We start from the raw sequence: 12,535 nt of genomic DNA, 5'->3' as shown, positions 1-12,535 counted from the left end.
ATGACTACAGAGCACGAATTCCCCACAGAACGTACCGCGGTCCTGACCGGGGCGGCATCCGCCCGGGGCATTGGCCGCGCAACCGCAGACCGGCTGGCCAGCCAGGGCTGGTCCATCGCCATCCTGGACATCAACGCCGAAGACGCCAAGGCGGCCGCGGCGGAAATTGGCTCCAGCCGGGCCGTCAAGGCCATCGGCGTGGGTGCCGACGTCTCGGACGAGGCGTCGGTGGACCGTGCCATCACGGAAATCGAGCAGTCCCTCCCGCCCATCGTGGGACTGGTCAACCTGGCCGGAATCAGTTCCCCCACTCCCTTCATGGAAACCACCGTGGAGGAATGGGACAAGGTCTTCGCGATCAACATGCGTGGCACCTTCGTGGTGTCCCAGCGCGTGCTCAAGGGAATGATTGAGCGGGAGCTGGGACGGATCGTCAGCATCTCCTCCATCTCCGCCCAGCGTGGCGGTGGAACCTACTCCAAGGTTGCCTACAGTGCCTCCAAGGCCGGCATCCTCGGGTTCACCCGCGCCCTGGCACGTGAAGTCGGTGAGCACAACATCACGGTGAACGCCATCGCACCGGGCCCGATCGACACGGACATCATGGGCGGAACGCTGAGCGATGAGCGCAAGGCCCAGATGTCCGAGGGGATCATGATGGGCCGGGTGGGAACCCGGGAGGAAGTGGCTGCCCTGATCGGGTTCCTCCTCAGCGAGGATGCCGGCTACATCACGGCCGCGACCTATGACATCAATGGCGGCCTGCAGGTTTCCTGACGCCCCTGTTTTCCCGGCGCTCCCGGAGCACGGTGCCGCACGGCCCCAGCGGCCGCACGGTACCGTGCCCGGGGCGCGTCATCCGCAACGTCCCGCCCTGCAGCGGCTATAGGATTTCTACATGGCAACCAAGAACCAGGCCACCGGCGGGGTGAGCAGGCAGGTCCTCGCGGACCACGTCTATGAGGCGCTTTTGGTTGCCCTCATGGACGGCCGGCTGGAAGCAGGCACCCCGGTCAGTATCGACGGGATGGCCAGGGAACTGGACGTCTCACCAACGCCCGTGCGGGAGGCGCTTGCCCGGCTGGAAGCCACCGGCATGGTTCGAAGGATGGCCCTGCGCGGCTACCGGGTAGCCCCGCTGTTCTCTCCGGAAGAGCTGGCGGACCTGATGGACGCCCGGCTGGTGATCGAACCGGCGAACGCCTTCATGGCCTGCAAGCACGCAGACCAGGAGCTGACCGGGCAGCTCCAGCAGGCCATCGAGGACCTCAAGGCCGCGCCTCGCGGCCCGTCGTTCGCCGAGTTCCGCGCGTACTGGGAAGCGGATGAACGGTTCCACCGGCTCATCGCCGAATCGGCGGACAACCAGTTCCTGCTGTCCGCATACAACGCACTGGGTGGCCAAGTGCAGCGTTTCCGCTTTTTTGGCGGCCTGGGCGTAACGGACGCGGACTACGCCATCGCCGAACATACCGAGATCCTCAAGGCCTTTGAAGCCGGCGACGCCGAACTCGCCCGGCAAAAAATGATCGACCACATCGAGGGCGTCAAGCAGCGCTCGCAGCACGACAGCGAAGTGCGCAGCTAGCAGCACGCCCAGGGGCCGGCAGGCCCCCTCATCCCCGACTCCACCCCGGGGAGTCCACCAACGAACCCTTGACAGGATCCATTAGCAACATAGATCCTATAGGAAATGCGATTTATGATCTGGAGTGACAATGCCGTACACCGCTGAAAACTGGCCCATCGCCGCCGCCCTGCTGCAGTTCCCCGGAACCAGGCAGGACGGAACCACCGTCCAAGATGCCCCCGCCAGCGACTGGCAGCAGGTCTTCGAGGAAGTGGCCGACGCCGGTTTCACCAACGCCGACCTCACCGACAGCTGGGTCCGCCCCGGGGATCTCTCCAGCGCCCGGCTGGACGAACTGAAGGCCGCCGCCACGGCCGCCGGCCTCGGACTTCCCTCCATCTCCGCCATCCGCCGCAGCGTGATCGAGGAAGGCAACTGGGAAGACAACCTGGCCTACACCCACCGCACCCTCGAAGCCGCAGCACAGCTTGGCTGCGAGGTTGTCTCGATCGGGCTCCACCAGGCCATCACCCCCGAGCAGCAGAAGCAGCTGTGGTTTTGGACCGTCGAGGGCCACAAGGACCCGGTGGGTGACAAGGAAAGCTGGAACAACGCCGTCACCCGCATCCGCGAAGTGGGCAAGCACGCCGCGGAACTTGGCCTCCTGGTGTCCCTGGAAATGTATGAGGACACCTACCTGGGCACCGGCGATTCCTCCGTGCAGCTGGTCCAGGACATCGACCTGCCCAACGTGGGGCTGAACCCGGACCTGGGCAACCTGATCCGGCTGCACCGCCCCATCGAGGACTGGCGTGAACTGGTGCACAAGACCCTGCCGTACTCCAACTACTGGCACGTCAAGAACTACATCCGCGATGAAAACCAAGCCCGGAACCAGTACGTCGCCATGCCGGCCCCCATGGAATCAGGCCTCATCAGCTACCGCGAGGCCTTCCAGTTCGCCATCTCCGTCGGCTTCCAGGGCGTCATCTGCACGGAGCACTACGGTGGCGACGGCCTGAGCATCACCGCCGCCAACCAGGACTACCTGCGCCGCCAGGTCCTCCCCAAGCGCGACGGCTACGCCCTGGGCACCAGCCTGGTGGCCCAGGGCCGGCAAACTCCGGCGGCAGTCCCCGCACGCTAGCCGGCAGGCACCCCAACCGAGACAACCGGTTCAACGAGGAATCATGACAAAGATATTTGACGATCCAGCGCAGTTCGCAGACGACGCCCTCGACGGCTTCGTGGCCGCCAACCGCCAGTATGTTGCGCGCGTTGACGGCGGCGTTGTCCGCTCCACCGAATCACCCGCCGGCCAGGTGGCACTGGTCATCGGCGGGGGCTCCGGCCACTACCCGGCCTTCGCCGGCTTGGTGGGTGCCGGGCTGGCGGCAGGAAGCGCCTGCGGCAACATGTTTGCATCCCCGTCAGCGGGGCAGGTGTACCGTGTGGCCAAGGCATCCCAGGCCGGCGGGGGAGTCCTGCTCAGCTACGGAAACTACGCCGGCGACGTCCTCCACTTCGGCCAGGCCCAGGACAAACTGAACGCCGAAGGCATCGAAACCCGGACCGTCCTGGTCACCGATGACATCGCCAGCGCTCCGCTGGAGGAAATCGCCAAGCGCCGCGGCATCGCCGGGGACCTGACTGTCTTCAAGGTGGCCGGCGCGGCAGCGGAAGCCGGCCTGGACCTGGACGAGGTGGAGCGCCTCGCCATCAAGGCCAACCACCACACCCGCTCGCTCGGCGTTGCCTTTGCCGGCTGCACCCTGCCCGGAGCAGCCGAACCTCTGTTCACCGTGCCCGACGGCATGATGTCCGTGGGGCTCGGCATCCACGGTGAACCGGGCATCTCCGAGCAGCCCCTGCCCACCGCCAGCGAACTTGCCGGGCTCCTGGTGGACGGGCTGCTCACGGACAAGCCGGAAGCCGCGGGCACCAGGGTGGTGCCGATCCTGAACGGCCTGGGAACGGTCAAGTATGACGAACTCTTCCTGCTGTTCGGCAAGATCGAGGCGCTGCTGACCGGGGCCGGACTGGAGATCGTGGAACCGGAGTGCGGCGAACTGGTAACCAGCCTGGACATGTCCGGACTGTCCCTGACGCTGTTCTGGCTGGACGCGGAACTGGAGAAATTCTGGGCCGCGCCGGCTGACACCCCCGCCTTCCGCAAAGGCAACCTGGCCCCGCGCCGTGCCCGGTCCGTCGAATCCCTCGCCGAGGCGGCAACGGCGCCGGCGCTCGCCGCCACCCCGGCGTCGACAGCCCTGGCCGCCACGGCGGTGGGCGCGCTGAAGGAAGCCCGGTCCGTCGTCGTCGAACATGAGGACGCGCTTGGGAAACTGGACGCCATCGCCGGGGACGGCGACCACGGCATCGGCATGCGCCGCGGCGTTGATGCCGCCGTCGCTGCCGCCGAGAAGTCCCACGCGGCCGGCGCGGGACTCGAGGAACTCCTCACCGCAGCGGGGGAGCAGTGGGCCGAACGCGCCGGCGGAACCTCCGGGGCCCTCTGGGGCGCTGCCGTCACCGCTGTCGGCAGGACCCTTGGCAGCAAGGACTCCTACACGGCGGCGGACGCGGCCGCCGCCGTCAACGCCCTCCGCGACGCCATCATCACCCTGGGCAAGGCCGAAGCCGGGGACAAGACCATGGTGGACGCGCTGCTTCCGTTTGCCGAGACGTTCAACCGGGCAATAGACGACGGCGGCAGCCTGGCCGGGAGCCTCCGTGCAGCTGCGGAGGCGGCAGCAAAAGCCGCTGACGAAACCGCCGGGCTCAGCCCGAAGAAGGGCCGTGCCCGCCCCCTGGCCGAAAAGAGCCTGGGCCACCCCGACCCCGGGGCTGTGTCCTTCGGCCTCATCGCCCGCAGGGTGGCCGATTACGCCGCCACCATCGAAAGCCACTAAAGGAGAACCCTTATGACTGAGCAATCCCAGCCAGGCTGGCGCATCGTCGTCGGCAATGACGAAGCCGGCGTCGAATACAAGAACGCCCTGCGCGAACTGCTGGAGGCGGACCCCCGCGTCGCCTCGGTGGAGGACGTGGGAGTCGGCGCCGACGACACCACCGCCTACCCCCACCTGGCCGTCGCCGCCGCCCGCAAAGTGGCCGCCGGCGAAGCGGACCGCGCCCTCCTGATCTGCGGAACCGGCCTGGGGGTCGCCATCTCCGCCAACAAGGTGCCGGGCATCCGGGCCGTCACCGCGCACGACAGCTACTCCGTGGAACGCTCCGTGCTGTCCAACAACGCCCAGGTCCTGACCATGGGCCAGCGCGTCATCGGCCTGGAACTGGCCAAGAAGCTGGTGGGCGAGTGGCTCAACTACCGCTTCGATGAAAACTCCGCATCCGCGGCCAAAGTAGACGCCATCTGCTCCTATGAGGGCGCGTCGGAAGGACTTGAAACCACATGAGCACCCGTAACATCGCCGTCGTCGGCTCCGGCTACATGGGCGGCGGAATCGCCCAGGTCCTGGCACTTGCCGGAGCCCGCGTGGCCCTGGCAGACGTCTCCGCCGAAATCGCCCAAAGCAACTACGAACGGCTGCTGAAGGAATCTGACGAGTTTGTGGCAGCAGGGCTCTTCCCGGCCAACGCGACGGACCTGCTCAAGGAAAACCTCTGGGCAGCCAAGGACATCGAAGAAGCCGTAGCGGACGCCGAATACATCGAGGAGGCCGTGCCTGAAGTCCTCGAAATCAAGCACGCCACCCTGGGCAGGATCAGCGCCGCCGCCCGGCCGGACGCCATCATCGGCTCCAACACCTCCACCATCTCCATCGCCAAGCTCGCCGAAGTGGTGGACAACCCGGAGCGCTTCCTGGGCGTCCACTTCTCCAACCCGGCACCCTTCATCCCCGGCGTGGAAGTCATCCCGCACGAGGGGACCTCCGAGGCAACCGTCCAGGCCGCCCGCACCATAGTGGGGGAGACCGGCAAGGAAACCGCCACCGTCAAGGACGTCACCGGCTTCGTGCTGAACCGGCTCCAGTACGCCCTCTTCCACGAAGCCGCGCAGGTGGTGGAGGAAGGCATCGCCACCGCCGAGGACGTGGACACCCTGGTCCGCACCACCTTCGGCTTCCGCCTGCCGTTCTTCGGCCCCTTCGCCATCGCCGACATGGCAGGCCTGGACGTGTACGCCTTCTGCTACAAGTCACTGCAGACCGGCTTCCCGGAGCGGTTCGCCACCCCGCAGATCCTCCAGGAAAAGGTCGACGCCGGCCAGTTGGGCACCAAGACCGGTTCCGGCTTCCTTGATGTCCCGGCAGAGCGCACCGCCGCCCTGGTTGCCTACCGGAACAAGGCCTACGTCGCCATGCAAAAGCTCATCGAGGACCTGGGCCCGGCCCCGCTGTCCTAGCCCTGCTTTCCTCAACCAGAAGGAACATTCCATGACAGTTTTCCCCGAAGAGCGCACGGTGATCGTCACCGGGGCAGTCTCTGAACGCGGCATCGGCCGTGCCACCGCGGACTACCTTGCCGAGCGCGGCTGGAACATCGGCGTGATCGACCTCGACGACGCCGCCAGCAAGGACCTGGCCAGGGAACTGGCCGAAAAGTACGGCGTCAAAGCCCACGGCGCCGGCGCCAACATCGGCGACGAAGCCTCGGTGCGTGCCGCCATCGACGAGATCGAAGCCGAGCTTCCCCAACTGGTGGCACTGGCAAACGTCGCGGGCGTCAGCTCCCCGGTTCCCTACCTGGAGCTGGACAGCGCCGAGTGGGACCGCGTCGTGAACATCAACATGAACGGCGTCCACTACGCCACCCGCCGCGCGGCCGAATCGATGGCCAGGAACCGGGTGGGACGGATCGTCAACATCTCCTCCGTCTCCGCGCAGCGCGGCGGCGGAACCTTCAGCAAGACCCCGTACTCCGTGGCGAAGGCCGGCGTCATCGGCCTGACCCGCGCCACCGCCCGCGAACTGGGCGAGTACGACATCACGGTCAATGCCATCTCACCCGGTCCGATCGACACCGACATCATGGGCGGCACCCTCAGCGAGGAACGCAAGGATGAACTCGTGAAGGACCTGGTGGTGAACCGGGTAGGCACCACCCGCGACATCGCGGCGGCCATTTCCTTCCTCATCGGTGAGGACGCCGGCTACATCTCCGGCCAGACGCTGAACGTCGACGGCGGCCTGTACATGCACTGACGGCATCCGCCCCGGATGCCACAAGCCCCGCAGGCCGCCGGCCTGCGGGGAACCACCAACGTCACCACTCGAAGGAGAGTGTTGTGTCAGAAACCACCGCAACATCCAAGGAACTCCTGGCCCGTCCGGTCCTGAAGTCCGCGATTTCCAAGGCGGCCCGCCGGCTCATGCCGATGCTGGTCATCCTCTACGTCGTTTCGTTCCTGGACCGCACCAACGTCGGCTTCGCCGAGGCGGCACTGGGGGCGGACAAGGGGGTGTCCGCCGCGGCCTTCGCCCTGGGCGCCGGTATCTTCTTCATTGGCTACGCCATCTTCGAGATCCCCAGCAACCTGCTGCTCAAGAAGGTCGGTGCCAAGATCTGGCTGGCGCGCATCGCCATCACCTGGGGCATCGTCTCCGCGTGCTTCGCGTTCGTGCAGGGCGAGACCTCGTTCGTGATCCTGCGTTTCCTCCTGGGCGTCACCGAGGCCGGGCTGTTCCCCGGCGTCATCATGTACCTCGCCGAATGGTTCCCCAACAAGGTGCGCGTCCAGATGTTCGCCATCTTCTACCTGGCCCAGCCGTTCTCCCAGATGATCGGCAACCCGCTGTCCGGCTGGCTGATCAACATTGGTGACCAGGTGCCGGGCCTGCGCGGCTGGCAGGTCATGTTCTTCGTCGAAGGCATGCTCGCCGTCCTGGCAGGCATTGCGGCGTTCTTCTTCCTGATCAACGGACCGGAGAAGGCCAAGTTCCTCAGCCGCGAGGAAAAGTACGCGCTGAAGGAGGTCATGGCACTTGAAGACAACATCAAGGACGAGCACGGCCCCCGCGGCATCCTCGCCGCCATGCGCAACGGCCGCGTCTGGTACTTCACCGTCATCTACTTCTGCCTGCAGATCGCCGTCTACGGTGTGACGTTCTTCCTGCCGCAGCAGGTGTCCTCCCTGACCGGGCAGAAGGTGGGACTCGCCGTCGGCCTCCTCATCGCCGTCCCGTGGTTCTTCGGCATCTTTGCCTGCTACTTCATCGGCAAGGCGGCCAACACCGTGGCCAAGCGACGCAAATTCGGCACCATCCTGTTCATCTCCACCGGCCTGTGCATCTTCGGCTCGGCCTGGGCGGGAACCAACCACCAGCCGGTCCTGGGAATGATCTTCATAACCCTGGCAGTCTGCAGCTTCCTGGCCGTCGGCCCCGTGGTGTGGTCCTATCCCACCGCGTTCCTCGCCGGTTCCGCTGCCGCGGCAGGCATTGGGCTGATCAACTCGCTGGGCAACCTGGGCGGCTTCGTGGCACCCATCCTGCGGACCGCAGTCAACGAAGCCACGCAATCACCAACGGGGTCCATGGGCGTCTATGCCCTGGGTGTCCTGCCGTTCGTGGCGGCAGCGATGATGTTCGCCACCAGGCGGTTCAAGAACAAGGCCGACGACCTGCTCGACTGAGCACACCACCACCCACGCAAGGAAAACGATGAGCACCTCCGGCAGCAGCACAGGCACGGGCCCCCTCTACATCGGTGTCAGCACCAAGATGTACCTGGGCTACCAGGCAAGCCTGCGGTGGCTGTCGGAGGTGCGTTCCATCGTTGATGACAGACCCGGACTGGGCATGGATTCCGCCAAGGAGTCCCCGGTCCGGGTCTTCGCCATCCCGTCCTTCCCTGTCCTGGAGCCCGCCGCGCGGATCCTGGCAGGTTCGCCCGTACTCCTCGGCGCCCAGAACTGCGCCTGGGGCGACGGGCCGCTGACCGGTGAAGTCAGCCCCGGCATGCTGGCCGAACTCGGCGTCTCACTCGTCGAGATCGGCCATGCCGAACGCCGCCGGCTGTTTGGCGAGGACGACGCCGTGGTGGCACGCAAGGTGCGTGCCGCCGTCGGCCATTCCCTCACCCCGCTGCTCTGCATCGGCGAGCCGGACAGGCTCGACGCCGGAGCTGCCGCCGCCTTTTGCGTGCAGCAGGTCCGCGCCGCCACGGACGGCGACCCGGCCCTGCTGAACCGCCTGGTCCTGGCCTACGAACCGGTCTGGGCCATCGGTGCGCAGGAGCCCGCCGCGCCGCGTCACGTCAACGCCGTTCTGGCGCAGATCCGCGCAGCCCTTGGCCCTGCCTGCCCGCTGATCTACGGCGGCAGCGCCGGGCCCGGGCTGCTTCCCCGGCTGCCGGCCGCGGACGGACTCTTCCTGGGCCGCTTCGCCCACGATGCCGCCAACCTTGGCCGCGTGCTGGACGAAGCCCTCCTCCTGCGTCAGACCGACGCGCCCGCCAACAGTTCGTCCAGCCGCTCATAGCCTTCGGACATGCCGCCCTCCATGCCTGAGTGCAGCATGCCGTCCCGCGCCTCCATGCTCTGGTACATGGCGTGGCCCCTCAGCCTGCACCGGCCGCCGTCGAGCTCCTCAAATGTCATGGACTCCAGGCTGACCGAGTCCGGATAGCCGCCGAACTCGAAGGTCTGCAGGGCGAACTCGTTCTCGCGCACCGTGTGGAAGATGCCACGGAACTCGTACGGCACCCCCTCCGGACCCGTGTGAATGTACCGGTAGCTCCCGCCGGTACGGAAGTCGTAGTGGTCCATTTCCATCTTCATGCCCCGCGGACCCAGCCATTGGGCCACCAGTTCCGGGTCCTTGTGAGCCCGGAACACGTCCGCCACCGGAAAGTCGAACTCCCGCTCGAAGTCGATGTAGGGGAGTCCCTCGGGGGCCGTGATCTTCAGTTGGTTGGTCATTTCCTGTCCTTTGCCTTAGGCGCCGTTTGCCCGGCGCTGGATTCAAGCACCGCATCGAGGCTGCGGAACTGCCCTTCCCGGACCAGCCTGTACTGGTCGATCCAGGCAGTGAGCGCCTCCAGCCGTGCGGGGTTCAGGTGGACGGGCCTGCGCTGGGCGTCCCTGCTGCGGGTGACCAGATTCGCCTGCTCGAGTACCTGGATGTGCTTCGAGACTGCCTGCTTGGAAATCTCGAACGGCTCGGCCAGCTCGTTAACGGTGGCCGGGCCCCGGCTTAGCCGGGCAACGATGCGTCGACGAACGGGGTCGGCCAGGGCAAGGAAAGCAACGTCCAAAGCCGCGTCGTCATCCGCCACCATTCCCGCCTTTCTTCTAATCAACCTAGAGCTTTATCAACCTTTTGATTGATTAAGACTACGCCCGCTCCGTTTACCTGCGCAAGGGGATCTTGCGGTGTCAAAGTTAAGTTTGTTAGTATGTCAGTACAAACTATTAGAGGAGAAGCTTCATGCCACTGGTTCGCATTGACGTCAACGAAGGCCGCACTGCCGATGAGCTGCAGCAGCTGAGCCGCGGCATCCACGATGCCATCCTTGCGGAGTACGGCATCCCGGAGCGGGACTACTTCCACATCCTCACCGAACACCCGCAGGGCCAGATCTTCGCCCAGGACGCCGGCCTGGGCTTCGAGCGCACCGGGGGAGTGGTGATGATCCAGATCTTTACCCAGGGTGGCCGGTCCCAGGAGGCCAAGCAGCGGCTCTTTGCCGCGGTGGCTGAAAAGCTTGCGGAAGTGGGGGTCGCCGGCGAGGACGTCTTCATTGGCTATGTCGAAAACACTGCCGGCGACTGGTCCTTCGGGTTTGGCCGTGCCCAGTACATGACCGGCGAGTTGGCCGTTCCCCGGAAGTAGTGCCAACGTTCCCATCCGTGGCGGGATGGGAGCGATCCAACGCTTGTTGTAAGTATGTCAGTACAAACCTTTGACAGGACATTCGATCTAGGGCAAAGTAGTTCCTGTGGCCCACGCCACGGCCTGCCAGTCCCGGAACTCCTGCTCCTCAAAGGATCCGAGTTCCACACCAGAAAGGTCCACGATTCCCGTGACCCACGAGCTTCTTACGATCGGGCGCATCAGCGTTGATATTTACCCGAACGACATCGGGGTTGGCCTGGAGGACGTCAACTCCTTCGGCAAATACCTTGGCGGTTCGCCGTCCAACGTCGCCGTTGCCGCTGCCCGGCACGGCCGCCGGACCGGCGTCATCACCCGCACCGGGGACGATGCGTTCGGCACCTACCTCCACCGGGAACTGCACAAGTTCAACGTCGACGACACCTTCGTTACGCCGGTCGCCGGCCTGCAGACACCGGTGACATTCTGCGCGATCAAGCCCGCCACGGACGAGTTCCCGCTGTACTTCTACGGCCGTTTCCCCACCGCTCCGGACCTGCAGATCAAGGCTGAAGAACTGGACCTGGAGGCCATCCGCGGGGCCGGTATCTTCTGGTCCACCGTGACCGGCCTGTGCCAGGAGCCTTCCCGGTCCGCGCACATCGCCGCGCACCAGGCCCGTCCCCGCACCGAACTGGCCGAAGGGCAGTTCACTGTCCTGGACCTGGACTACCGTCCCATGTTCTGGGCGTCCGAAGAGGAAGCCCGCGCAGAGGTGGCCAGGGTCCTCCCGCACGTCACCGTCGCCATCGGCAATGACAAGGAATGCGCCGTCGCCGTAGGGGAGGGAACCCCTGACGAGCAGGCGGACCGGCTGCTGGCCGCCGGCGTGGAAATCGCCGTCGTCAAGCTTGGTGCTGAAGGCGTGATGGCCAAGACGCGCACCGAGCGCGTGGTCTCCGCCCCCGTCCCGGTTGAAACCTTTAACGGCCTCGGCGCCGGCGATTCCTTCGGCGGCGCGTTCTGCCACGGACTGCTGTCCGGCTGGCCGCTGCAACAGGTACTGGACTACGCCAACGCCGCCGGCGCCATTGTGGCCTCCCGCCTGTCCTGCGCCGATGCGATGCCGACGCCGGACGAGGTCACCTCGCTGCTGGCCGAACGCGGACGTACCGTGCCGGGTACGGTCTCCGGCGCTTCCATTCCCGAAGGAGCAGCACTGTGACCCTCACACCCCTCGCCTCGAACCACGCCGTGGATGATGATCCCCGCCGCTATGAGCACCTGAGCACCATCCGCCTCGAAGACCCGGACGCCGTGGCCCGTGCCGCGAAGGCACGCCGCCGCCACCCCGGTGTTAAGGCCGGCCGCCAGAACTTCATCGTCGCCGCCGACCACCCCGCCCGCGGCGCCCTGGCTGTCGGCAGCGATCCGCTGGCCATGGCGGACCGCCGGCAGCTGCTGGACCGGCTGCAGATCGCCCTGGCCAACCCGGCCGTGGACGGTGTCCTGGCCTCCCCGGACATCATGGACGACCTGCTGCTGCTGGGCGCCCTGGACGGGAAGCTGGTGTTCGGATCGATGAACCGCGGCGGGCTGTCCGGCCTGGTCAACGAGTTCGATGACCGCTTCACCGGCCACACCGCCGCCGCTTTGGCGGCCCTGGGTGCGGACGGCGGCAAGATGCTGACCCGTATCTGCCTGGGCGACCCGGACACCGTGGTGACCCTGGAAGCGACCGCCAAGGCCATCGACTCGCTGGCGGAGCGGAGGCTGATCGCCATGGTGGAGCCGTTCCTGTCGGTCCGCGAGAACGGCCGGGTCCGCAACGATCTCTCGCCCAACGCCGTCATCAAGTCCATCGCCATCGCCGAGGGCCTGGGATCCACCAGCGCCTACACCTGGATGAAGCTTCCCGTGGTGGCGGAGATGGAACGCGTCATGGCCGCCACCACCATGCCCACGGTCCTGCTGGGCGGTGACCCGGACGGGTCCCAGGACGAGGTCTTCGCCACCTGGGGTGCCGCGCTGGCCCTCCCCGGTGTCCAGGGCCTGACGGTCGGCCGGACGCTGCTCTACCCCGCGGACGGGGACGTCGCCGGCGCCGTTGCCGCGGCAGCCTCGCTCCTGCACCACACCACAGAACTTCCGGAGAACTAGCCATGGGCACACCAACAGGAACGCG

The 12,535-nt window shown here is 66.3% G+C and carries 14 protein-coding genes; 12 read left to right on the top strand and 2 right to left on the bottom strand.

Annotated features, from left to right (window positions below):
- From AB0280_RS18615 to AB0280_RS18575, 9 genes are all read left to right on the top strand, one after another.
- Positions 1-777 carry an SDR family NAD(P)-dependent oxidoreductase gene (locus AB0280_RS18615; protein ID WP_366368293.1) on the top strand — a complete coding sequence of 259 codons (777 nt, stop codon included), beginning with the start codon at positions 1-3 and terminating at the stop codon, positions 775-777.
- Positions 778-898: 121 nt separating this feature from the next.
- Positions 899-1,588: a GntR family transcriptional regulator gene (locus AB0280_RS18610; protein WP_255174540.1), complete on the top strand. Its 690-nt coding sequence runs from the start codon at positions 899-901 to the stop codon at positions 1,586-1,588.
- A 130-nt stretch (positions 1,589-1,718) separates the two neighbouring features.
- Entirely contained in the window at positions 1,719-2,717 is a 999-nt protein-coding gene (locus AB0280_RS18605; protein ID WP_366368291.1) for a sugar phosphate isomerase/epimerase family protein, read from the top strand.
- Positions 2,718-2,760: 43 nt separating this feature from the next.
- Positions 2,761-4,482 carry a dihydroxyacetone kinase family protein gene (locus AB0280_RS18600; protein ID WP_366368289.1) on the top strand — a complete coding sequence of 574 codons (1,722 nt, stop codon included), beginning with the start codon at positions 2,761-2,763 and terminating at the stop codon, positions 4,480-4,482.
- 12 nt (positions 4,483-4,494) lie between these two features.
- Complete coding sequence (locus tag AB0280_RS18595) at positions 4,495-4,989, top strand: ribose-5-phosphate isomerase (RefSeq protein ID WP_224025091.1); 495 nt, start codon at positions 4,495-4,497, stop codon at positions 4,987-4,989.
- A complete protein-coding gene (locus AB0280_RS18590) occupies positions 4,986-5,939 on the top strand; it encodes a 3-hydroxyacyl-CoA dehydrogenase family protein (protein ID WP_159632829.1) in 954 nt (317 codons plus the stop codon). The genes AB0280_RS18595 and AB0280_RS18590 overlap by 4 nt, the downstream gene beginning before the upstream one ends.
- A 31-nt stretch (positions 5,940-5,970) precedes the next feature.
- Positions 5,971-6,738, top strand: coding sequence for an SDR family NAD(P)-dependent oxidoreductase (locus tag AB0280_RS18585; protein WP_275181847.1), 768 nt, complete (start codon positions 5,971-5,973; stop codon positions 6,736-6,738).
- A gap of 83 nt (positions 6,739-6,821) precedes the next feature.
- Positions 6,822-8,168, top strand: a complete 1,347-nt coding sequence (locus tag AB0280_RS18580) for an MFS transporter (protein ID WP_159632827.1) — start codon at positions 6,822-6,824, stop codon at positions 8,166-8,168.
- 28 nt (positions 8,169-8,196) lie between these two features.
- A complete protein-coding gene (locus tag AB0280_RS18575; protein WP_366368287.1) occupies positions 8,197-9,015 on the top strand; it encodes a triose-phosphate isomerase family protein in 819 nt (272 codons plus the stop codon).
- Here the strand turns inward: AB0280_RS18575 and AB0280_RS18570 are convergent.
- Both AB0280_RS18570 and AB0280_RS18565 read right to left on the bottom strand, forming a co-directional pair.
- Positions 8,973-9,455 carry an SRPBCC family protein gene (locus AB0280_RS18570; protein ID WP_159632825.1) on the bottom strand — a complete coding sequence of 161 codons (483 nt, stop codon included), beginning with the start codon at positions 9,453-9,455 and terminating at the stop codon, positions 8,973-8,975. The two genes, AB0280_RS18575 and AB0280_RS18570, sit on opposite strands and share 43 nt — an antisense overlap.
- Complete coding sequence (locus AB0280_RS18565; protein WP_366368285.1) at positions 9,452-9,814, bottom strand: ArsR/SmtB family transcription factor; 363 nt, start codon at positions 9,812-9,814, stop codon at positions 9,452-9,454. The genes AB0280_RS18570 and AB0280_RS18565 overlap by 4 nt, the downstream gene beginning before the upstream one ends.
- Before the next feature lie 149 nt (positions 9,815-9,963).
- On the opposite strand from AB0280_RS18565, the gene AB0280_RS18560 reads away from it, so the two are divergent.
- From AB0280_RS18560 to AB0280_RS18550, 3 genes are all read left to right on the top strand, one after another.
- A complete protein-coding gene (locus tag AB0280_RS18560) occupies positions 9,964-10,368 on the top strand; it encodes a tautomerase family protein (protein WP_159632824.1) in 405 nt (134 codons plus the stop codon).
- Positions 10,369-10,558: 190 nt separating this feature from the next.
- Positions 10,559-11,575 (top strand): 5-dehydro-2-deoxygluconokinase, encoded by a 1,017-nt coding sequence (iolC, locus tag AB0280_RS18555; protein WP_224025096.1) that lies wholly within the window; start codon positions 10,559-10,561, stop codon positions 11,573-11,575.
- Positions 11,572-12,510 (top strand): Cgl0159 family (beta/alpha)8-fold protein, encoded by a 939-nt coding sequence (locus AB0280_RS18550; RefSeq protein WP_366368283.1) that lies wholly within the window; start codon positions 11,572-11,574, stop codon positions 12,508-12,510. The genes iolC and AB0280_RS18550 overlap by 4 nt, the downstream gene beginning before the upstream one ends.
- Positions 12,511-12,535: the final 25 nt, after the last annotated feature.

Source organism: Pseudarthrobacter sp. 902506025, from assembly GCF_040702325.1.
Classification (GTDB): Bacteria; Actinomycetota; Actinomycetes; order Actinomycetales; family Micrococcaceae; genus Arthrobacter.
Note: the sequence above shows the minus strand (reverse complement) of the source record. Positions and strands in the feature narration are given on the sequence as shown.

Excerpts from the sequence above, each read along its gene's own strand:
- AB0280_RS18575 (WP_366368287.1), top strand. The coding sequence starts at position 8,197 with ATGAGCACCTCCGGCAGCAGCACAGGCACGGGCCCCCTCTACATCGGT.
- AB0280_RS18570 (WP_159632825.1), bottom strand. The coding sequence starts at position 9,455 with ATGACCAACCAACTGAAGATCACGGCCCCCGAGGGACTCCCCTACATC.
- AB0280_RS18600 (WP_366368289.1), top strand. The coding sequence starts at position 2,761 with ATGACAAAGATATTTGACGATCCAGCGCAGTTCGCAGACGACGCCCTC.
- AB0280_RS18605 (WP_366368291.1), top strand. The coding sequence starts at position 1,719 with ATGCCGTACACCGCTGAAAACTGGCCCATCGCCGCCGCCCTGCTGCAG.
- AB0280_RS18565 (WP_366368285.1), bottom strand. The coding sequence starts at position 9,814 with ATGGTGGCGGATGACGACGCGGCTTTGGACGTTGCTTTCCTTGCCCTG.
- AB0280_RS18560 (WP_159632824.1), top strand. The coding sequence starts at position 9,964 with ATGCCACTGGTTCGCATTGACGTCAACGAAGGCCGCACTGCCGATGAG.
- AB0280_RS18615 (WP_366368293.1), top strand. The coding sequence starts at position 1 with ATGACTACAGAGCACGAATTCCCCACAGAACGTACCGCGGTCCTGACC.
- AB0280_RS18585 (WP_275181847.1), top strand. The coding sequence starts at position 5,971 with ATGACAGTTTTCCCCGAAGAGCGCACGGTGATCGTCACCGGGGCAGTC.
- AB0280_RS18590 (WP_159632829.1), top strand. The coding sequence starts at position 4,986 with ATGAGCACCCGTAACATCGCCGTCGTCGGCTCCGGCTACATGGGCGGC.
- AB0280_RS18610 (WP_255174540.1), top strand. The coding sequence starts at position 899 with ATGGCAACCAAGAACCAGGCCACCGGCGGGGTGAGCAGGCAGGTCCTC.
- AB0280_RS18595 (WP_224025091.1), top strand. The coding sequence starts at position 4,495 with ATGACTGAGCAATCCCAGCCAGGCTGGCGCATCGTCGTCGGCAATGAC.